Below are 21,960 nucleotides of genomic sequence, written 5' to 3'. Positions count from 1 at the left end.
GCCACGGACAGGGAGCGCCCCGCATCAGTCGCGCCCGCGCTTGCCGAGCGGCAGCAGTCCGGCAACGATGAACACCACCAGACCGACGCACACCACGACCATCAGCGGTTCGGATGCGGCGTTCCACCAGCCGTCGCCACTGTAGAGCACCGCGCGCACACCGTCGCCGATATAGCGCTGCGGTACCCAGCCGTAGACCCAGTCATGCCAGAAACCGGGCAGCAGCTCGTATGGGAACAGACCGCTGGTCATGCCGAGGCCGAGACCAAGGACGCCGCAGAGCACGCCGAGCGGTATCGCGATGTTCATCAGCGCGAGCATCACCGACATGACGGCGAAGCTGGCGAGCCACAGGAACCCAATCATCGAGGCCGGCGGCCAACCGGAGCCCAACATGGCGAAGATGCAGCACGCACCAAGCGCGATGCACAGCGACCAGACGAGCGCGGCGCACAACTGCACGCCGAAGGACACCCAACGTTGCGGCTTGGAATCATAACGCTTGCGGCCGAGCTGCATCACGGTGAGCACGGCGACGATCAGCGACATCATATACGTGGGCATGATGAGCACGTTCTGCCCCATCATCGCCGCGGTGGGCAGACTGCTGTTGGACTTGACGTCGCCGGCGTTGATCGTCTTGACCTCCACCTTCGCGCCGCTCTGGGAAAGCATAGCCGGCACGCTCTGCTTGAGCAGGCTGGCGACGAGCGGGCTCTTCGAGTTGTCGATGGTAAGGGTGACGGACGGGGCGTTCTCGTCGTCGGCCGAAGCGGATGTGCCGGATGCATTGGAAGCGGTGGTACCGGCGGACGCGGAACCGGCGGCACCGGCCGTATCGCCGGACTGAGCGGCGATGGCCTTCTGCATCGCCGCCTGCACATACTGCTGTGCGGCGGCTCCGGTCAGCCCCTGCCCCGCCGCTTCGGCCTGCGCCTTGGTCATGGTCTGCGCAAGCGCCGTGGCGGACTCGATCTGAGCCTTGGCCGCCGCCTGCTTTACGGCCATCTGCTTGGCAGTGAAGTCCTTCGGAATCACGATTGCGGCGTAGTAGTCATGATCGGCGAAGGCCTTGTCGAGATCGCCCTGAGAATCGACCTCGGTCCAGACCATCGGCTGTTCGTCGGCACTGTCGGACGATGAGGCACCATCCGAGGCTCCGGTCAGCTTCTTGACCATCGCATCGCCCACATTGACCTCCCCTTGGGCGGTGGTCGCACCTTCGTCCAGCGACAGGATGGCGACCGGCAGCTCCCTGATCTGCGCGTTCATCATCGGGTAGAACATCAGCGCCATCAGGCAGGAGACGGCGATGATCACTATCAGCGGCAGACCGTATTTCGCTCGCTTTTGCAACGATTCCATCATAGGTTCCTCTCGTTCGCGGATTCACAACGAACCCAACCGAACGACGAGAATACCCAACACGCTGTGGAATATAAATCCCCATAACTCGATATGATGTTGGGTTATAGAGGACAGGTCATTGATGACGGCGACACAGCGCCGATTATGGCCGGCGAAGGTGGCGTCCATCGATGAATAAGACGAGGAGATTGAATATGGGACGACCGAAAGCGGACGAGCAAGGCGCGCCCGAGAAGATGCAGCAGACGTTCTGGCGATTGATGGAGGTGAAATCATATGCACAGATCACCGTCAGCGACATCACTCGAGAGAGCGGACTGAATCGCAGCGCCTTCTACTACCATTACACGTCAATCCCGGAGCTGGCCGACGACGCCATCGCCGCACTGTATGCGAAATCGAACGTCGCCGCATTCATCGTCCATCTCATTCGCCAACCGGATGATGTGGATGCCATCAGCGACTATGGCAAGCGCCTCACCGACCCCGAGTATCTCGACTGCATTCACAAGCTCATACTGATCGCCGGGCCACATGGTTCGGCCGGGCTGGTACGGCAGCTCAAGAGTTTCGTCATAGACATCTGGCTATCCTCGATCGGCGTCCCGCCGGAATCGCTGAGCCCCGTGCAACGCATCACAGCGGAATTCGCCGCCAGCGGCATCCTGGGTATGCTCAGTTCGGTGCAGGGGATGCTTGAATCCAAGACCTTTGACCCCGATTGGATTAGTCAATCCCCTGTTCCCCGGACCGTCTCCCAGCTCGTGCACTCGCTGAAGGAGCAGTAAGGAACGGCAGGGACGAGATGCAGAGCGCACGGATAGGGGCATCGGCGTGCAGCGAGCATTCGACTGTTACCATGACAGAACGTTAGCCTCGTTCACCCACCCCTTGACCATGCGGAACCTGCGAGGATACTTATCTCACAACGGCAACCATAAAAACCACAGAACAGGCCGTTTTTACCTACCCCTATAATCCACCCTTTCGGAACCGAGTGGGACGGAACTGCAAAAACGCCCTATTGCGCGCATCGTCCCACGCATGTTCCACTGCGCATGTTCCACACCGGACCACACAACACCCGCCAAAACCACTCCGCAAGCCGCCGGACCTCAATTCAAGCCACCGCGCCGCATCCGAGGCGGCAACATCGCACTCGAGACGGACTCATCACAACATCACGAACAGCGGTACTGCACACAAGCAAACATGAAACCGCACCTGACAATTGCGAACCTGAAGTACTTCAGTTCAGCCAATTGCCAGATGCGGTCCATCACAGGAGAGCCTCCAGATGCGCTGCTCATCCAAGCAACCGCTTATTAGAGCAGCCGCCAGTCACACACAGTCACACGACCGCGCAGCCGAGCTGCCCAGCGCTTACAGCCATGCAGCATCTCACCGCAACAACATCACTCGGGGCTTTTCAGGGCGCCGACCATGTCGATGCGGTCGAGCGACTTGTTCGTGGCCTTCTCCACGATCACCGTGAAACCGAACGCCAGCAGCGCGGCGAGCGCGTAGCAGTACCAGGCCACATGCGGCACGATATTCATGCCGGGCAGGTCGAGCTGGCCCAGCAGGAATCCAAGCAGACCGCGACCACATGGCAGGCCAATGGCGATACCGATGACGGCCAGCAACAGCATCTCCTTGTTGACGTAGCCATGCACCTCCTTCTTGCGGAAGCCGAGCACCTTGATGGTGGCGAGCTCACGTTCGCGCTCGGAGATGTTCGTGGAGGCGAGCGTGTAGAGCACCACCACCGCGAGGATCGCCGCCATGACCACGATGAAGCCGATCATCACGAAGAAGATGAGGAAGCTCTTGGTGAAGTCGCGCGTCTGCTTCGCGGTGCTCACCACCGTCAGGTATTCGTCCTGCTCGGCCAGGTCGTCGGCGAACGCGATCTGCGCGTCGTCGTCGCCCTTCACCTTGATGAGGTCGGCGTTGAGCGCGAGGTCCGCATCATCGTCCACGTCGAACGCGGCCCGGTAGGCGGCTTCGGACATGACCACGATGTTGCCGGTGTAGTACTGGGCCACGCCAGTGACCTTCACTTGGGCGGTGTCCATCATCGCATCGGCGATTTCGACCGTGCCGCCGGCGTCAAGACCGAAGGTCTTCGCGGCGTTGGCCGTGATGACCGCAGCCGCCTCGCTCCCCTCGTCCAGCGCGATGGCCTGGCCGTCCGTCGTATGCAGGTCAAGGTAGCCGTCGAGCGACTCGCCGTCCGGGATGACCATGAGCTGCACGGTCAGCTTGCCGTCCTCGGCACCGCCCGCGGACAGCGTCGCGCTCTCCAGATGCAACGGGACCGATGACTCCACCGCATTGTCGCCGTCCAGCGCCTTCTGCGCCTTCTCGTGGTCGGCTGGCTTGGTCACGGCCATCACGTCATAGGTGGCGATTTCACCGAACTGTCGGGGCATCATCGTCATCGCGGAGGACGCCATGCCGAAACCGGCGGTCATCAGCGCAGTGCATCCGAGTACGCCGACGATGACCATGAGCGCACGGGACTTGTAGCGGAACAGGTTGCGCGCGGTCACCTTGCCGAGGAAGCTCAGATGGTTCCAGATGAATCCGATGCGCTGCAGCACGATGGTCTTGCCGGCCTTCGGCGCCTTCGGGCGCAGCAGTTCTGCCGGCTGCAAGCGCAGCGAGCCCGCGCACACGGCCATCGCACTGCCGGTGATGAGCACGAGGAACAGCAGGATGCCACCGATGCCGATACGCCAGTCGATGATGAGCGGATATGTCGGGATCACATAAAGGATGTGCAGCATGCGCTTGGTGAACACGAACGGCAGACCGGCCAGGCCGATGAGGTCGCCGACCACACCTCCCGCGAGCACCGCCGCAGACGAGTAAATGAGGCGCTATTGCTGTTTTCGTGGGTGGTTGTTTGCCGGTGAGGCGTTGAACCGGTAAGAGAAGAGCGCTTTTTGGTTAGGATGTTCATCGACCAAGAAAAACACAACCGAAAAGCGCCTGATGAACAGCATATTCAAACAGCTCCTCAACGTCAAAGGCATGGTCGTCGAGAACGTCCGCATCGTCGACGGGCCCATGCGCCCCGAACCCGTGCTCGAGGTGCGGGTGCGCCCGCGCGCGGGCAAGCTCAGATGCTCGAGATGCGGGCGGAAGCGCCCGGGCTATGACCGTGGCGGCGGGGTGCGCCGGTGGCGTCATCAGGATTTCGGCTGCTGGCGGGTGGAGCTGGTCGCCGACATGCCGCGCGTGGAGTGCCCGGAGTGCGGCGTGGTCGTCGCCCAGGTGCCGTGGGCGGAGCCGGGAAGCCGGTTCACGCGTGATTTCGAGGCGGAGTGCGCGTGGCTGATGACGGTCGCGAATCAGAAGACCGTGAGCGGGTTCCTGCACGTCGCATGGAGGACCGCCGGAGACATCGCCCATAGGGTCGCAGGCCGGCTGAAGGCCGCGATGCCCTCGCCGTTCGACCATCTCACGTCGATCGGCGTGGACGAGACCAGCTACAGGAAGGGCCACACGTATCTGACCGTCGTCGTCGACCACGAGCGCGGGCGCGTGATCTGGGCGCACGACGGGTACGGCAGGGACGTGTTCGACCTGTTCTTCCAACAGCTCACCGACGAGCAGCGCGCCTCCATCCGGGTCGTCACCGGCGACGGCGCGAAGTGGATCGACTCATGCGTTAGCCAGTGGTGCCCGAACGCCGAGCGCGTGCTCGACGGGTTCCACATCGTCAGCTGGATGACCGACGCGCTCGACAAGGTGAGGAAGCGCCTGTGGAACGACGCGAGGCGCGGCGGCGACCAGGAGGGCGTCAAGCGCATGCGCGGCGTCAAATACGCGGTCCTGAAGAACCCCGACCAATTGACCGACCGTCAGGACGAATCCCTCACCGCATTGGGAAACACGGATCCCAAGGGACAGCTCTACCGCGCCTGGCAGCTCAAGGAGCTCCTGCGCAACCTGCTCAAACACCCCATCGGACAGGCCACCGCGGAACTCAAACGCTGGGTGTTCTGGGCGTCCCACAGCCGCATCCCCGAAATCGTCGAACTCTCCAAAAAGATCAGGAGACGCCGCCCCGACATCCTGCGCACCATCGAACTCGGCTACTCCAACGCCAGGCTCGAGGCGTTCAACAACAGGATCAAGGTCACCATCCGCATGGCCTACGGCTTCCACCACGTCGACAACCTCATCAGCCTGATCATGCTCCGATGCGGCGGCCTCGACATCCGACTACCCCAACCCACCAACTAACCCACGAAAACAGCAGAAGCCTCTAATAAAGCCATTCTCCGTCTTTTGTTTCATTGTCGAAACATTGGTTCCTAATCCTCGCGTATCGTTGTCGTGTTGGCGGTGAGTTCGGGTGTCATGCCCAGCCTATCTCGCGAGATCCCGCTCAGCGTACGTTTGGTGAGGCTTCACGCCTTTCTTTCTCAGCAAGCGTACACTGACCGTCGCTCAGCGTACGTTTGGGGAGAAGAAGGCTGGGGAGGTTCCACGTCGAGGTTTCATTAGACAGGCTTCCGATGCCCATAGATGAGCCGAGTGTGTCCCATAATTCCGTTCGCATTGTGGACAAAAGTGCTTGAAAACCATATGGCTGAACCGTTATGACCCGTTATCAAGACCTGTGCTGACGGCGCTTGCATGCCTGTCATAACTAACGTCTATACGGTAATTGGCTGTATTCCGCCATTTTTCGTATTCCGACACGTTATTGTTATGAATCGTCATCGCAGCTGACCGCACTTGAGCGGCAAGCTCCTCCGGGGAAATGCATGAATATCCCGGGACACACGAAGACAAGAGAGGGAAACAATGACAGCAGCAACCCAGCCGGCAACCCCGGCCAACAACAACGAACCGGTGCGTGTGAACCACACCGCCCGCAACATCATCATCACCATCGTGGTCGTGGCCATCATCGCGGTGGCCGCGTTCTTCGGCTACCGCGCCTTCGCCGGTGCCAACGAGTCCGCAGCCAAGGGCAGCAAGGACAACCCGGTCAAGATCGGCGTGGTCGGCGCCACCGATCCCGAATGGGTCCTCTTCAAGCAGAAGGCCGAGAAGGCCGGCATCTACGTGGACATCGTGGACTTCCAGGATTACACCTCCGAGAACCCGGCGCTCGATTCCGGCGAACTTGACCTGAACGAGTTCCAGCACCTGCTCTACCTGGCCAACTACAACGTGAGCAACAACAAGGACCTCCAGCCCATCGGCGGCACCGCCATCTACCCGCTGGGCGTCTACTCCACCAAGGTCAAGGACATCAAGGACATCCAGCAGGGCGCCACCGTCACCATCCCAAACGATGAGACCAACCAGGCCCGCGCCATCGGCGTGCTCAAGGCCGCCGGCCTCGTGACCCTCAAGGGCGACTGGACCGCGTTCTCCACGCCGGCCGACATCGACGAGGCCAAGAGCAAGGTCAAGGTGACCCCGCTCAAGGCCGAACAGGTGGCCACCACGCTGAAGGACCCGACCATCGCAGCCGGTGTGATCAACAACGACTACGTCGCTGATGCGGGCCTCGACCCGAAGGATGCCATCTACCAGGATGACGCCGAATCCGAGGAGGCCCGTCCGTACATCAACGTGTGGGTCGCCCGCAAGGCTGACGTGAACAACGAGACCTACAAGAAGCTCGTCGACATCTTCCACGAGCAGGACGTGCTTGACGCGCTGCAGGAGAAGTCCGGTGGCACCGCGGTCTTCGCCGATAAGTTCAGCGCTCAGGAGCTTCAGGGCTTCCTCGCCGACATCGAGAAGGACGCCAAGGCCAAGTAAGCGCCGCTACACGGGCGGTGGCGTCATGGGTGATCGAACTTGTGCGTCATCCATTGCGATTATCCGCCGTCCGGGTACGATGGTTTGCCGTTACCGGCGGCAGATTCCACGGGCGGGACGGAACATGGATCCCGCCCGCCCGTCATCATGCCATACGGCATTTGCAATTGATACAACAACCAGGGAGCACCATGAGCGACCCCATCATCACGTTCGATCACGTGGTCAAGGAATTCAAGGTCCGCGGGCGCAATGCCGGCGTGGCCCGCGCGGTTGATGATGTGAGTTTGACCATCAACCGGGGCGACATCTTCGGCATCATCGGCTATTCCGGCGCAGGCAAATCCACGCTGGTCCGTCTGATCAACGCGCTCGAACGGCCCACCAGCGGCACGGTGACCGTGCTCGGTACGGATATCACGGGGATGAGCGAATCGAAGCTGCGGCCCATCCGCCAGAAAATCGGTATGATCTTCCAGCAGTTCAACCTGTTCTCCACGAAAACCGTGGCGCAGAACATCGCGTATCCGCTCCAGCTTGACCATTGGCGTAAGGATTACCAGGATCGCCGTGTGGCGGAATTGCTGGAATTCGTCGGACTGTCCGAGCATGCCGACAAATATCCTTCGCAGCTTTCCGGCGGCCAGAAACAACGTGTCGGCATCGCCCGTGCACTCGCCACCAATCCGGAGATCCTGCTCGCCGACGAGGCCACCAGCGCGCTCGACCCGGAAACCACCACCGAGGTGCTCGCTTTGCTGAAGCGCGTGAATGCGGAGTTCGGCATCACCATCGTGCTCATCACACACCAGATGAACGTGGTCCAGCAGATCGCGGACCGCGTTGCGGTGATGAGCTCGGGACGCGTGGTCGAATCCGGAGATGTCTACGACGTGTTCGCCGCGCCCCAGCAACCGGTCACCAAGCGATTCATCGCAACTGCACTGTCCGGGTTGCCTGAGGAGAGCCGTGTGGAGCGGCTGCATGCCGAATGGTCCGGCCGCATCGTCACCGTGCTCATCCGCCAGAAGGACGTGTCCGACGAGGGCAGCGGCCGTACGATCGCAGCCTCTGGACAGAACATCTCCGGACTCATCGCCAAGCACGGCATCGAGTCGAGCCTGCTCTACGGTGGCATCGACACCGTGCGTGGCTCCGCCATCGGCGCCATCACCTACGAATTCAAGGGAGGGGAGCGTGAGGTGGGAGACTTCCTCGCCGAACTCGCCCTCAACAGCGACGTCATCGATTTTGGCACCGCGGCCCGGCCCGTGGCTTACGCCGATGCCGTAGCCGGATACGCGCCCGAATCATCGGAAGGAGCACAGGCATGATCACCCTCGCCAATTCCAACAGCGACTGGAACGTTCTCAAGCCACTGCTGTTCCAGTCCATCGGCCAGACGCTCACCATGGTGCTCATCACCCTGGTGGTGGGCGGATTCCTCGGACTCATCCTCGGCGTGGTGCTCTACGGCACCCGCCCCGGCAACCTGTTCGAGAACGCTGTGGTCTACCGCATCCTGGACGTCATCGTCAACATCGTGCGTCCCATTCCGTTCATCATCTTCCTCGCGGCCATGCAGCCGCTCACCATCGTGGTGGTCGGCACGTCGATAGGCACCGTGGCGGCCATCTTCCCGATGGTGGTGATGTGCACTTTCGCCACCTCGCGTCTGGTGGAGCAGAACCTGGTGCCGGTCGATCCGGGCATGATCGAAGCCGCGCGTTCGATGGGTGCCAGCAAGCTCACCATCATCCGCACGGTGCTCATTCCCGAGGCTTTGGCCCCGCTCATCCTGGCCTACGCCTTCCTGTTCATCGGCGTCCTCGACATGTCCGCGATGGCCGGATACATCGGCGGCGGCGGTCTGGGTAACTTCGCCATCGCCTATGGCTACCAGAAGTTCGATCAGACCGTGACCTGGACCGCCGTGGTCATCATGATCGTGCTGGTTCAGGTGGTGCAGGGCATCGCCAACGCCATCGCCAAGCGACTGCTCAAGCGCCAGCAATGACCGTAGTCGGCGAATTTCGGCTGAAACGGCGTGCAGCAATGCTGTGGGCGGATAACCCGCGGCGCGCTGTTGTGAGACGGCGGGCGTTTGATTGACGATTCGCCCGCTGTTTCACCAACAACTATGAGACATTACAGAACATATGACATCATTAGTGGTCCGTCTCGTAATTGGTTGAGTGGTGTTGGCCCCCTCTGACGAGGGGGCTGTCAGCGAAGCTGACTGGGGGAGAGAACAAGCTGAATCCCTCAATTAATTGTGTGAGACGGACCACTAGAATCGGCAACTATGAGTGAACACATTGAGATCGATCCCGAACTCGTCACCATCCGTCACTATCTGCACGCCCATCCCGAGCTCGGATTCAAGGAATACGACACTTCCATCTATCTGGCTGATCAGCTCAAGAGCCATGGCATCGAGGTCCTCGAGAATCCGATGGAGACCGGTGTCGTGGGACTAATCCAAGGTGAAGCCGGTCCGGGACCGCGTATCGCGCTGAGGGCCGACATCGACGGATTGCCGGTCGCCGAAGCCTCAGGACTGGACTTCGCCTCGGTCAATGCAGGCGTGATGCATGCGTGCGGCCATGATCTGCATATGACCGGCCTGCTCGGCGCAGCCTTCTGGCTCGCCGAGCATCGCGACCGGTTCGCCGGTTCGATCAAGATCGTCTTCCAGCCCAGCGAGGAGACCGGTCGGGGAGCCCGCGCGGTGATCGATGCCGGTCTCGTGGATGATGTGGACGCCATCATCGGCACGCATAACAATCCGAACTATGCGCCCGGCCAGCTGGCCATCGGCACCGAGCCCATGATGGCCGGTTGCGTGAAGTTCCATGTGAATCTGCACGCACAGGGCACCCACGCCGGATACCCATACAAGGGCACCGGTCCGCTCGAGGCATTGGCCAGCATGATCCTGAGCCTGCAGACCATCGTGAGCCGCAATGTGACGCCATTCCATCCGCTGGTGCTTTCGGTGACCGCAGTGCACGGAGGCGATGTGTGGAACGTGGTGCCTGCCGAGGCCGGGTTCCAAGGCACGGTCCGGTACTTCCACAAGGAGGATGGCGAGCTGGTGGGACGTCGATTCAAGGAGATCGTCCATCACACCGCCGAGGCGTACGATATCAAAGCCGATGTGGATTGGGACGATTTCCAGGATCCGCTCGTCTCCGACCCCGACCTGGCCAAGGCCGTGGCAGCCGATGTGCACGAGTACGCCCAGCTTGAGCCGATTCGTCAATCCATGGCGGGGGAGGACTTCTGCGAATTCGGCAAAGTCACCCGTCTGGTGTTCGCGTTCGTGGGTTCGAATGGTCAGGAAGGCTGCGCCGACTGGCACAGCCCGCACTTCATCGGCTTGGATGAAGCGATCCCGACCTTTGTGAACTTCTACGTCAACGCCGCCTTGCGCGTGATCGAAAAGCTGCGCTGAGCTGAGCGGTGCCGGCGCTACACTGGAGAACCATGACACAGCTTCGTTTTGCACTCGCCCAGATTGACACCTGCGTCGGCGCGCTTGACGCCAATGCCGCCAAGGTGCTCGACTACTCCCGTAAGGCCGCCGCAGGCGACGCCCAAGTGGTCGTATTCCCGGAGATGACTCTTACCGGCTACCCGATTGAGGACTTGGCACTGCGCCGCACGTTCCGACAGGCCGCATGGGTCAAGGCCAATGAACTTGCCGAACAGCTCGCCCAGGAAGGTCTGGGCGGCCTGTTCGTGGTCGTGGGCACCGTCGGCACTGACCATGCCACGAGCAAGCCGCGCAATCGACTGGTCGTACTGCATGAGGGCGTGGTCTGGGCCGGCTATGACAAGCATTTCCTGCCCAACTACGGCGTCTTCGACGAATTCCGCATCTTCTCGTCGGGCGATCGCTCCCTCACTCTGGACGTGAACGGCGCCACCATCGGCGTGGCCATCTGCGAGGACATCTGGCAGGATGGCGGACCGGTGGCCGATCTGGCAGGCAAGGGTATCGATCTGCTGCTCACCATCAATGGCTCGCCGTATGAGGAGGGCAAAACCCACACCCGTCTCGAACTCGCGCAGCGTCGTGCCGCGGAGGTCAAGGCGCCGGTCATCTACCTCAACCAGGTCGGCGGTCAGGACGACCTCGTGTTCGACGGCGGCAGCTTTGTGGTGGATGCCGACGGCACCCTGATCGAGCGCAGCCCGATGTTCATGGAGAATCTGACCTTCTGGGATTTCGACTCGCAAGCGAGCCATCAGACGAAGGCGTCCATCGCCGACCTTCCCGATCCGGACGAGGAGATCTACACCGCTTGTGTGCTCGGTCTCAAGGACTACATGGCCAAGAACCATTTCACCGGCGTCACGCTGGGCCTGTCCGGCGGCATCGATTCCGCGCTGGTGGCCGCGATGGCCGCCGACGCCTGCGGCGGGGAGAACGTGTGGGGCATCTCCATGCCATCGATGTACTCCTCAGACGGATCCAAGGACGACGCCGCCGAACTGGCGAAGAACATCGGCGCCCATTATGAGGTGCAGCCCATCGAGCCATTGTTCAACGCATACCAGCAGCAATTGCATCTCGATGGCGTGTCCGCCGAGAACCTCCAGGCTCGCATCCGCGGTGTCATTGTGATGGCCAGTTCCAATTCACGTGGACTGCTCGCAGTGGCGACTGGCAACAAGTCGGAGCTCGCCTGCGGGTACTCGACCATCTATGGCGACGCCGTGGGCGGCTATGCGCCCATCAAGGATCTGCTGAAGACGCGTGTCTGGGAAGTCAGCCGTTGGCGCAATCGCGCCGCGGCGGCCGGCGTGGGCATCGGCGGGCTGAAGATCGTGGGCAACGAGGAGGGCAACGCGGGAGTGCCGCTGAAGAACGGCGTGATGATTCCGGTCGCGTCCATCGAGAAGGCCCCATCGGCCGAGTTGCGCCCCGGCCAGAAGGATTCCGATTCCCTGCCCGAATACGCTCTGCTCGACAAGGTGCTCGCCGCGTACATCGAACATGCGCATGGCCGTGCCGACCTGCTGGCGGACGGGTTCGATGAGACCACGGTCGACACCGTGATGCGTCTGGTGGACCGCGCCGAATGGAAGCGGCGTCAGTATCCGCTTGGTCCCAAGGTCACCGCTCTCGCCTTCGGACGCGACCGGCGTCTGCCTGTCACCAACGCCTTCCGCGAGTGATGTACCGTGGATATGCGGTATTTCGATATGCGGGTAGAAAGGGGACGCCATGAGTGACAACGACAAGCAATGGTATTTCAACATGGTCAAAGGCAAGGCCGAGCTCGGTCCCATATCGCCGATCGAGCAGCGCATGGGCCCGTACAAGACCAAGGAGGATGCCGAGCACGCCTGGGATATCGTGACCGACCGCAATGCCAAGTGGGAGGAACAGGATCGCCGTTGGCGCGGTGAAGGATATCATCGCTGATTCCACGGGGGCGCGAGGCTGTGAGAGGCGCCGGAGGGGCTGGGGCGGATTCGGTCCGCCTGTGGCTGCTCCGGCGCATTTATGTGGCAATTGCAGGACGAGTTTTCCAGCAGAGCAGGATGATGGGCTAGGTGTTTCATCCACGAACTATCAGCATAGGACGCCAGTGGCCGCAACATGTCCGCATAGTGAATAAACGCTCATGGATACATACCGCCATGAGCGTTTTTCGTAGGTGTTGGCATCTCGCGGACATGTTGGACCGGCCCAAAGGCGTTGGAATGATAACGCTCACAAGTGAATGTGAGATAGCTCACGCATGAATTCAGCCTTTCATAAGAATGTGCAAACTACACTGAGCATTAATGGTTCCGTGAAGATGCGAAACCGCAACCCCATTAAAGGAGTGACATGACCGCAGTAGAGAATGCCGCTGTCTTCCAGGAGGAGCTCGAGGCCAAGGCGTGGGATGGCTTCGCCGAAGGCAATTGGCAGAAGGACATTGACGTCCGCGACTTCATCCAGAAGAACTACACCCCGTACGAGGGCGACGAATCGTTCCTGGCCCCCGCCACCGAGAAGACCAAGCATCTGTGGAAGTACCTTGATGACAACTATCTGGCCGTGGAGCGCAAGCAGCGCGTCTACGACGTGGATACCCACACCCCGGCCGACATCGACGCCTTCCCGGCCGGCTACATCGAGTCCCCGGAGATCGACAATGTGATCGTCGGTCTGCAGACCGACGTCCCGTGCAAGCGCGCCATGATGCCGAACGGCGGTTGGCGCATGGTCGAGCAGGCCATCAAGGAAGCCGGCAAGGAGCCGGACCCGGAGATCAAGAAGATCTTCACCAAGTACCGCAAGACCCACAACGACGGCGTCTTCGGCGTCTACACCAAGCAGATCAAGGTCGCCCGCCACAACAAGATCCTCACCGGCCTGCCGGATGCCTACGGCCGTGGCCGCATCATCGGCGACTACCGTCGTGTGGCCCTGTACGGCGTCAACAAGCTGATCGCCTTCAAGAAGCGTGACAAGGACTCCGTGCCGTACCGCAACGACTTCACCGAGCCGGAGATCGAGCACTGGATCCGCTTCCGCGAGGAGCACGACGAGCAGATCAAGGCCCTGAAGAAGCTCATCAACCTCGGCAACGAGTACGGCCTCGACCTGTCCCGTCCGGCTCAGAACGCTCAGGAAGCCGTGCAGTGGACCTACATGGGCTACCTGGCCTCCATCAAGTCCCAGGATGGCGCCGCCATGTCCTTCGGCCGCAACTCCGCCTTCCTCGACTGCTTCATCGAGCGCGACCTCAAGGCCGGCAAGATCACCGAGACCGACGCCCAGGAGCTCATCGACAACATCGTCATGAAGCTGCGCATCGTGCGCTTCCTGCGTACCAAGGACTACGACAACATCTTCTCCGGTGACCCGTACTGGGCGACCTGGTCCGATGCCGGTTTCGGCGATGACGGACGCCCACTGGTCACCAAGACGTCCTTCCGTCTGCTCAACACCCTGACCCTCGAGCACCTTGGACCTGGCCCGGAGCCGAACATCACCATCTTCTGGGATCCGAAGCTGCCGGAAGGCTACAAGCGCTTCTGTGCCAAGATCTCCATCGACACCTCGGCCATCCAGTACGAGTCCGACAAGGAGATTCGCTCCCACTGGGGCGACGACGCCGCCATCGCATGCTGCGTCTCCCCGATGCGTGTGGGCAAGCAGATGCAGTTCTTCGCCGCCCGCGTGAACTCCGCCAAGGCCCTGCTGTACGCCATCAACGGCGGCCGCGACGAGATGACAGGCATGCAGGTCATCGACAAGGGCGTCATCGACCCGATCAAGCCCGAGGCCGACGGCTCCTTGGATTACGAGAAGGTCAAGAACAACTACGAGAAGGCCCTCGAATGGCTGTCCGAGACCTACGTCATGGCGCTGAACATCATCCACTACATGCACGATAAGTACGCCTACGAGTCCATCGAGATGGCCCTGCACGACAAGGAGGTGTACCGCACCCTCGGTTGCGGCATGTCCGGTCTGTCCATCGCCGCCGACTCCCTGGCCGCCATCAAGTACGCCAAGGTCTACCCGATCACCAACGCCGAGGCCAAGAACCTCGAAGGCCACGAGTACGAGTACGTCGAAGGCGCCGATGACGATCTGGTCGTGGGCTACCGCACCGACGGCGAGTTCCCGATCTACGGCAACGACGATGATCGCGCCGATGACATCGCCAAGTGGGTCGTCTCCACTGTGATGGGCCAGGTCAAGCGCCTGCCCGTCTACCGTGGCGCCGTCCCGACCCAGTCCATTCTGACCATCACCTCCAACGTGGAGTACGGCAAGAACACCGGTTCCTTCCCGTCCGGCCACAAGAAGGGCACCCCGTACGCTCCGGGCGCCAACCCGGAGAACGGCATGGACTCCCACGGCATGCTGCCGTCCATGTTCTCCGTCGGCAAGATCGACTACAACGACGCCCTTGACGGCATCTCGCTGACCAACACCATCACCCCCGATGGCCTCGGCCGCGACGAGGACGAGCGCATCGGCAACCTGGTCGGCATCCTCGACGCCGGCAACGGCCACGGTCTCTACCACGCCAACATCAACGTGCTGCGCAAGGAGACCATGGAGGACGCCGTCGAGCACCCGGAGAAGTACCCGCACCTGACCGTGCGCGTCTCCGGCTACGCGGTGAACTTCGTCAAGCTCACCAAGGAGCAGCAGCTCGACGTGATCTCCCGCACCTTCCACCAGGGTGCCGTCACCGACTGATTCGAGGTGACACCACCGGTAACACGGTAGAGCAATGAAGGGGTGGGCGAAGTCCCACCCCTTCTTTATGGCCCGCCCCTGCACTTCCCTCAGGGGCGAGGGCGTCACGACAACAGTGAAGGGAAGAAACGTCGGCATGCGGATGGGGTTTCCCGATGCCAACTCGATGAACAAGAACCCCCAACCTGTAAGAACTCAATAGGCTCTCGCAATAGACTCTCGCATCTTTTTCAAGGAACAGGAGGACAATGATGCCCGGAGACCAGTTCCGCACCACCACGCGCCACATGCTGCGTGAATCCAAGACCTATGCCTCCCAGACGCTGATGGGAGGCCTATCCGGCTTTGAATCACCGATCGGACTCGACCGGCGTGACCGTATCAAGGCGCTTAAATCAGGGGATATCGGTTTCGTTCATTCGTGGGACATCAACACCTCCGTGGATGGACCGGGAACCCGCATGACCGTGTTCATGTCCGGCTGCCCACTGCGCTGTCAGTACTGCCAGAACCCGGATACTTGGAAGATGCGTGACGGCAAGCCTGTCTATCTGGATGCCATGATCAAAAAAGTGGATCGGTACAAGGACCTGTTCAAAGCGACCCATGGCGGCATCACCTTCTCCGGTGGCGAGTCGATGATGCAGCCGGCGTTCGTCTCGCGCGTCTTCCATGCAGCCAAGGAGATGGGCGTGCACACCTGTCTTGACACCTCCGGGTTCCTGAACACCAACTACACCGATGAGATGCTCGAAGACATCGACCTGTGCCTGCTCGACGTGAAATCCGGCGATGAGGAGACCTATCACAAGGTCACCGGCGGTACATTGCAACCCACCATCGACTTCGGCCAGCGACTCGCCAAGGCGGGCAAGAAGATCTGGGTGCGGTTTGTGCTGGTTCCAGGTCTGACCGACTCCGAGGAGAACGTCGAGAAAGTGGCCCGGATCTGCGAGACCTTCGGCGACGCCGTGGAACACATCGACGTGCTCGGCTTCCATCAGCTCGGCCGTCCGAAGTGGCACGAGCTGCGCATTCCATATCCGCTGGAGAATCAGAAGGGCCCGAATGCAGCGACTCGTGAACGTGTGGCCAACCAGTTCAAGGACCACGGCTTCACCGTCTACTGACGACGCCGATGCCGGCGACATGGCCGAGGGAAATGTGCTTCAATACCGAATTCCCGGCGAATCAACCGTAGTCTGGTAGGTATGGCCAGCATCTACGTGTTTCCTGCGGGCTCGCCCAATGATGGGCGGCTCCTTCGGCCTCAAGGTGTGCCTGATGAGCTGTGGGCGGCGGTCGAATCGGTGAACGCCATGCCTCATCTTCCCGGCGTCCGATATCGGGAGATTCCTGTGCCTTCCACGTTGGCCGACTACGGCATCGGCGTGGAGCTGGAAGCAGGGCATGCCCGTTTCGGCGGTGCTGCTGCCGATGCTGCTGCTGCCCATGCAGCCGACGACATGTCCGGCTTCCCGCAGGACGCGGGCACCGGATGGGTGATGGTGCTCTACTGCCATGAGCCCCGTGCGGAATGGGGCTCGCGGTGGAGGTGTGTGGCCTTCGCACGGCTTCCGCTCGCCCCTGCCGAGAACGATTCGCTGGCTCCCGAAATGTATTGGGACGGCATGTGCGATCATCTGGTGAACATGGACCTGATTCCCCTCTCCGGCACGGTGACCGTCAACCAGAACACCTCGTTCGGAGGCATTGCCGCCCGTGCCAGCGCCGGATGCGAGATACGGGTTTCATGGACGCCGCTTGACGTCGTCGGTGCTGACGGTACTATGGACGCCGGCGCACAAGTGAATGCGTGGGCCGCATTCATGGCATCCGTTGTTCGGAGCGAGGAGGATGACGACAGGTGAGCGACGTCTACGACACTCAGCCACGGCTATTGAAAGAACCCCGTGGGGGAGTGCCCGATGTCATTGCGACACTTGATCAATACCACCAGGCCTGCGAGTCATTGGCCAATGCCTCCGGCTCGTTGGCAGCCGACGCCGAACGCGCCTCCGGATTCCGCTATGGCCATGAGGATTGGCTGATCCAGTTCAAGCGCGAAGGCGCGGGCATCATCCTGCTTGACCCTATCGCCCTGACCCAGGCCGGGGCGGATTGGGCCGCATTCAATCAGGCTGTCGGACAATCGACATGGATTCTGCACGACTCCCTGATGGACCTGCCGGGATTCGCCGATATCGGTCTCAAGCCCCAAGGATTGTTCGACACGGAGATCGCCGCACGGTTGCTGGGCATGCATCGCTTCGGCCTGGCCGCGGTCACCGAACGGTATCTGGGCATCACGTTGGCCAAGGAGCATTCCGCCGCTGATTGGTCATACCGTCCGTTGCCCCGTGATTGGCGCAACTATGCGGCGCTCGACGTCGAAGTGCTCATCGAATTGGAAACCCTCATGCGCCGTGACCTCAAGGCATCAGGCAAAGAGGAATGGGCGAACGAGGAATTCGATTACGCGTTGCGCAAGGGCATGGAGCCCAAGAAACCGCACCCCGTGCCGTGGATGCGCATCTCCCGCATAACGGAGCTGAGCCGTGACCGGCAGGCCCTGGCCATAGCGAAATCGCTATGGGAGGAGCGTGACCGGCTCGCGCGGCACTATGACATCGCCCCCAGCCTTCTGCTGGCCGATTCGTCCATCATCGAGGCCGCACAGAAAAAACCGCATAACGCTGCGCAATTCCGTATGATTCGCTCGCTCAACGAGCGTGTACGTATTCACACCGGGACCGAACAGGACAAAATGTTCGAACGGTACGCCCCGATCCAGCGTGCCGTCAAACCCAAGACATGGAAGACCGCCATTGACAGGGCCTTGGCGCTCAAACCCGGTCAATGGCCGCAGATGCCCGTGCCGGATCAGGATGAGAGTGGCCTGATCAATGCGCCACGATCCATGCGCCTGTGGAAGCAACGGCATCCTGATCGTTATGAACGGTTGCAGCGGGTGCGCAAGGTCATCAATCAGATCGCAGTGGATACACGTACCCCGGCTGAGATCGTCATCAAACCTCAGATCGTGCGCAACCTATGCTGGGCGGAGGATGCTGCGAATTTGGATGTCGAAGCATTCCTGCGCGAACAGGGCGCACGGGACTGGCAGGTTCGTCTTATTGCACCGTCCGTAAGTGGCGCTATCATGTAGAGGTTGCCTTAACGGCAGATGTATAAGATTCAACGACTTTTGAGGAGTCATTAGCGTGAAGATCAGCGTTCGTAACCTCGAGCCCACCAAGGTGAAGCTCACCATCACCGTCGACCCGGAAGAGCTTGACCCGTTCCTGGACAAGGCTCGCAAGGAAATCGCCAAGCAGGTGAACGTTCCCGGCTTCCGTAAGGGCCACGTGCCCGGCAAGATCATCGACCAGCGCATCGGTTTCGCCGCCGTCGCCGGCGAGGCCGTGAACGACGCCGTGCCGGAGCTGTACTCCAAGGCTCTCGAGGAGAAGCAGATCCACCCGATGGATCAGCCGGAGTTCGATGTGCAGGATGTTCCGCAGTCCGCCAAGGATGAGACCAAGCTGAAGTTCACCGCCACCGTGGAACGTCGCCCCGACATCGAGCTGCCTGAGGTCGAGGGCATGGAGATCGCCATCTCCAAGCCGGAAGTCAAGGATGAGGACGTCGACAAGCGTCTTGAGGCCCTGCGCCAGCGCTTCGGCACCCTGGTCGGCGTGGACCGTCCGGCCGGCAAGGGTGATTTCGCCAACATCGACCTGAGCGCCGAGATCGACGGCGAGGTCGTGGACTCCCAGGAAGGCGTGAGCTACGAGCTCGGCTCCAACACCATGCTCGACGGTCTGGATGAGGCTCTGGACGGCCTGTCCGCCGGCGAAGAGACCACCTTCGAAGGCACGCTGGAAGCCGGCGAGCACGAAGGCCAGAAGGCTCAGGTCAAGGTCAAGGTCAACTCCGTCAAGGCCGAGGAGCTGCCGGAGCTGAACGACGAGTTCGCTTCCGAGGCTTCCGAGTTCGATACTCTGGACGAGCTCAAGGCCGACATTCGCAAGGCTGCCGGTCAGGACGCCGAAGGCCGTCAGGCCACTGAGGCCCGCGACGCCTTCATCGCCAAGCTGCAGGAAGGCCTCGAGATCCCGGTGCCGAAGGGCGTCAAGGCCAAGATGGTTGAAGAGCAGCTCAAGGGCATGACCCCGGATCCGGAGAAGGCCACCGACGAGCAGAAGGCCGAGGCTGAGAAGAACGTGGAGAAGGATCTGCGCGACCAGATGGTTCTCGACGCTCTGGCCCAGAAGCTGGACGTCAAGGTCTCCCAGGCCGACGTGTTCAACTTCCTCGCCTCCATTGCCCAGCAGTACGGCATGGATCCGAACGCCTTCATCCAGGCCATCATCAAGAATGGCCAGCTTGGCTCCGCCGTGCAGGAAGTCGGCCGCTCCAAGGGCCTGCTCGCCGGTATGCGCGCCGTCAAGTTCACCGCCGACGGCGAGGTCGTCGACCTCTCCGGCTTCCTGGGCGAAGCTGCCGAGGATGAGGAAGCCGAGTCCGTCGAGGCCGCTTCCGCAGCCGCTGCCGTGGCCGACGAGCTGTCCAAGTCCGACGAGGACAAGGCTGCCGACGCCGAGTGAGCATGACCGTCTCGCAATAGCGTGATCGCTGGAGCGTGACTGTTCGAGCCCGGAACCCATACGGTTCCGGGCTCTGTTATATTTGGCTCCCCGCATCGGGTTGGTAGGTGTGAGTTGCCCCAATGCGGTACGCAACCGGTTCCCCTGCCACAAGAGCTGTCGGCGATGGTCGGCCACATCTCGGTTCTCTTGTCATGCGAGCTGTTGGCAGTGTTCGCCCCCATTTCTCGGCTCCCTTATCATGAGAGCTGTCGGCGGAGCGACTGAGGGGTAGTCTTGCGATGGAGCACATGACGATTCCGTTTCCGCGGAAGCCCCTGTACGCTCCTACCCTTCACGGGTCGCTTCCGGAACGAGAGCCACAGAGGCGGACGACAAACAAGACAGAACATGAGGAGTTGGCGCAATGACACACACGCAGACGAACGCACAACTCGATGGAAAACGCCTCGGCTGGATCATCCTCGCCGTACTCACGCTTGGCTCGGTCATTGGTGCGGGCGCAGGACTGTTGACACTGTTGCTCTACGGTGTCGAACATGTGATGCTCGGCTACATCGAGGGCTCGGGACTGCCCGGTCCGTTCGGTGTGCCTGCGATGCGCCGGCTGATTTCGGTGACGCTCGGCATGACGGTCGCCGGTGTGGTCTGGTATTTGCTGAGGCACAAGACCACGAAAGTGCCGTCGGTCAAGAAGGCTGTGGCGGGGGAGCGGATGCCGGTCTGGCAGACCGTGCTGCATGTCGTGCTGCAGATCTTCATTGTTGGTTCCGGCGCGTCGATCGGCCGGGAGGTCGCACCGCGCGAACTTGGTGCGATGCTCGCCCAGCGGTTCTGCGATTTGCTGCATATCGAGGGCGATAGTGGCATCGACCGCCGCATGGTAGTGGCAGTGGCGGCCGGCGCTGGTCTGGGTGGCGTCTACAACGCGCCGTTGGCCGGCATGTTCTTCGCCGTGGAGATTCTGCTGGTGGACGTGACGCTCGAGAAGGTGGCATTCGGTCTGGGCATGTCTGCGGTGGCTGCGTTCGTGGCGGCCGCCATCAAGGGCCATCACACGTTCTACGACATTACCGCCATGCAGCCCACTTCCACGCCGACACTGATGCTGTTCGCTCTGTTGTGCGGCGCGGCATGCGGCGTGGTAGGAGCTTGGTTCCGCAAAGGATCCTCATGGGCACAGGCGCATCAGCCGGCCGGACGCGCTATCCTGTGGCAGATGCCGCTTGCTGGTCTGGTGACCGGTCTGGTGGCGGTGTTCGTGCCGCAGGTGATGGGCAACGGCCGTGCCGCCGCACAGCTTGGCTTCAGCACGTTCATTCCCGAGGTCGCCGGACCTTCCGGTGCCGCTCAGTCGTCGGATTCCGCTGCTGCGTCGCCGTGGACGCTGCTGAGCGGAGGGAGCGGCGTCGTCGGTGGCGCGGTCGATGGTACTGGATCATCCGCCGGTGCGTCCGGTACCGTTGCGTCTTCGGGTGCATCCGTCACTGGCTCAGTCGCCGATTCGTGGCTCGATTTCGGCTCCGGCGTTGCGCCCAACGCCGGCACGGTGCTGACGCTCTCCCACGTCGGGATGATTCTGGGCGTGCTGGCCTTGACGTTCGCTGCCAAGGCGCTGATCACGCTGATGACCATACGCTCCGGCGCGTCCGGCGGCGTGCTCCAGCCGGGCATCGCGTTGGGTTCCACGCTCGGCGCGATGCTGGGACTTGTCTGGATGTTCGCCTTCCCCGCCGATTCGGTCACCGCTTGCGCGCTGATCGGCGCGGCTGCGTTGTTGGCCGCATCCCAGCAGGCCCCGCTCATGGCCATGTGCCTCGTAATGGAGCTGACCGAAGCGCCGATCACGTTCTTCGTGCCGGTCGGATTGGCAGTAGCCGCCTCCGCGTTGGTCTCCAAGTGGGTGCTGGATGGCATGAAACGCCGGGAGACCGCCGGACATCCGGTACAGTAATGAGGAAT

16 protein-coding genes are annotated in these 21,960 nt (G+C 61.5%); 14 read left to right on the top strand and 2 right to left on the bottom strand.

Annotated elements, in window-relative coordinates:
* Positions 1–24 precede the first annotated feature (24 nt).
* Positions 25–1,365 carry a YhgE/Pip domain-containing protein gene (locus tag BREU_RS04010; protein ID WP_052382016.1) on the bottom strand — a complete coding sequence of 447 codons (1,341 nt, stop codon included), beginning with the start codon at positions 1,363–1,365 and terminating at the stop codon, positions 25–27.
* A 197-nt stretch (positions 1,366–1,562) separates the two neighbouring features.
* Between BREU_RS04010 and BREU_RS04005 the strand changes: the two genes are divergently transcribed.
* Entirely contained in the window at positions 1,563–2,156 is a 594-nt protein-coding gene (locus BREU_RS04005; RefSeq protein WP_044090060.1) for a TetR/AcrR family transcriptional regulator, read from the top strand.
* A gap of 627 nt (positions 2,157–2,783) precedes the next feature.
* On the opposite strand, the gene BREU_RS04000 is transcribed toward BREU_RS04005, so the two are convergent.
* A complete protein-coding gene (locus BREU_RS04000) occupies positions 2,784–4,214 on the bottom strand; it encodes an ABC transporter permease (protein ID WP_052404689.1) in 1,431 nt (476 codons plus the stop codon).
* Positions 4,215–4,368: 154 nt separating this feature from the next.
* On the opposite strand from BREU_RS04000, the gene BREU_RS11475 reads away from it, so the two are divergent.
* From BREU_RS11475 to BREU_RS03935, 13 genes are all read left to right on the top strand, one after another.
* Complete coding sequence (locus BREU_RS11475; RefSeq protein ID WP_238566995.1) at positions 4,369–5,625, top strand: ISL3 family transposase; 1,257 nt, start codon at positions 4,369–4,371, stop codon at positions 5,623–5,625.
* Positions 5,626–6,192: 567 nt separating this feature from the next.
* On the top strand, positions 6,193–7,164 hold the full coding sequence (locus tag BREU_RS03990; protein WP_044088445.1) for a MetQ/NlpA family ABC transporter substrate-binding protein: 972 nt from the start codon (positions 6,193–6,195) through the stop codon (positions 7,162–7,164).
* A gap of 191 nt (positions 7,165–7,355) precedes the next feature.
* Complete coding sequence (locus BREU_RS03985; protein WP_044088444.1) at positions 7,356–8,498, top strand: methionine ABC transporter ATP-binding protein; 1,143 nt, start codon at positions 7,356–7,358, stop codon at positions 8,496–8,498.
* Entirely contained in the window at positions 8,495–9,181 is a 687-nt protein-coding gene (locus BREU_RS03980) for a methionine ABC transporter permease (protein ID WP_044088442.1), read from the top strand. Before BREU_RS03985 ends, BREU_RS03980 begins: the two co-directional genes overlap by 4 nt.
* A 288-nt stretch (positions 9,182–9,469) precedes the next feature.
* Positions 9,470–10,621 carry a M20 metallopeptidase family protein gene (locus BREU_RS03975; protein ID WP_044088441.1) on the top strand — a complete coding sequence of 384 codons (1,152 nt, stop codon included), beginning with the start codon at positions 9,470–9,472 and terminating at the stop codon, positions 10,619–10,621.
* A gap of 32 nt (positions 10,622–10,653) precedes the next feature.
* The gene (locus tag BREU_RS03970) at positions 10,654–12,351 is read left to right on the top strand and encodes an NAD+ synthase (protein ID WP_044088440.1); all 1,698 of its coding nucleotides are present in this window, start codon (positions 10,654–10,656) and stop codon (positions 12,349–12,351) included.
* A gap of 49 nt (positions 12,352–12,400) precedes the next feature.
* Positions 12,401–12,601, top strand: coding sequence for a hypothetical protein (locus tag BREU_RS03965; protein ID WP_044088438.1), 201 nt, complete (start codon positions 12,401–12,403; stop codon positions 12,599–12,601).
* 411 nt (positions 12,602–13,012) lie between these two features.
* A complete protein-coding gene (gene pflB, locus BREU_RS03960) occupies positions 13,013–15,388 on the top strand; it encodes a formate C-acetyltransferase (RefSeq protein WP_044088436.1) in 2,376 nt (791 codons plus the stop codon).
* Between the two features lie 248 nt (positions 15,389–15,636).
* Positions 15,637–16,518 (top strand): pyruvate formate-lyase-activating protein, encoded by an 882-nt coding sequence (pflA, locus tag BREU_RS03955; RefSeq protein ID WP_044088435.1) that lies wholly within the window; start codon positions 15,637–15,639, stop codon positions 16,516–16,518.
* Between the two features lie 81 nt (positions 16,519–16,599).
* On the top strand, positions 16,600–17,259 hold the full coding sequence (locus tag BREU_RS03950; RefSeq protein ID WP_044095814.1) for a DUF3000 family protein: 660 nt from the start codon (positions 16,600–16,602) through the stop codon (positions 17,257–17,259).
* Positions 17,256–18,557: an HRDC domain-containing protein gene (locus BREU_RS03945; RefSeq protein ID WP_044088433.1), complete on the top strand. Its 1,302-nt coding sequence runs from the start codon at positions 17,256–17,258 to the stop codon at positions 18,555–18,557. The genes BREU_RS03950 and BREU_RS03945 overlap by 4 nt, the downstream gene beginning before the upstream one ends.
* 55 nt (positions 18,558–18,612) lie before the next feature.
* Positions 18,613–19,998, top strand: a complete 1,386-nt coding sequence (gene tig, locus BREU_RS03940) for a trigger factor (protein WP_044088431.1) — start codon at positions 18,613–18,615, stop codon at positions 19,996–19,998.
* Positions 19,999–20,404: 406 nt separating this feature from the next.
* Complete coding sequence (locus BREU_RS03935; protein WP_044088430.1) at positions 20,405–21,952, top strand: chloride channel protein; 1,548 nt, start codon at positions 20,405–20,407, stop codon at positions 21,950–21,952.
* Positions 21,953–21,960: the final 8 nt, after the last annotated feature.

Source organism: Bifidobacterium reuteri DSM 23975 (genome assembly GCF_000741695.1).
Taxonomy (GTDB): Bacteria; Actinomycetota; Actinomycetes; order Actinomycetales; family Bifidobacteriaceae; genus Bifidobacterium; species Bifidobacterium reuteri.
The sequence above is the reverse complement of the archived record's forward strand: the minus strand, read 5'-3'. Positions and strand labels throughout refer to the sequence as shown.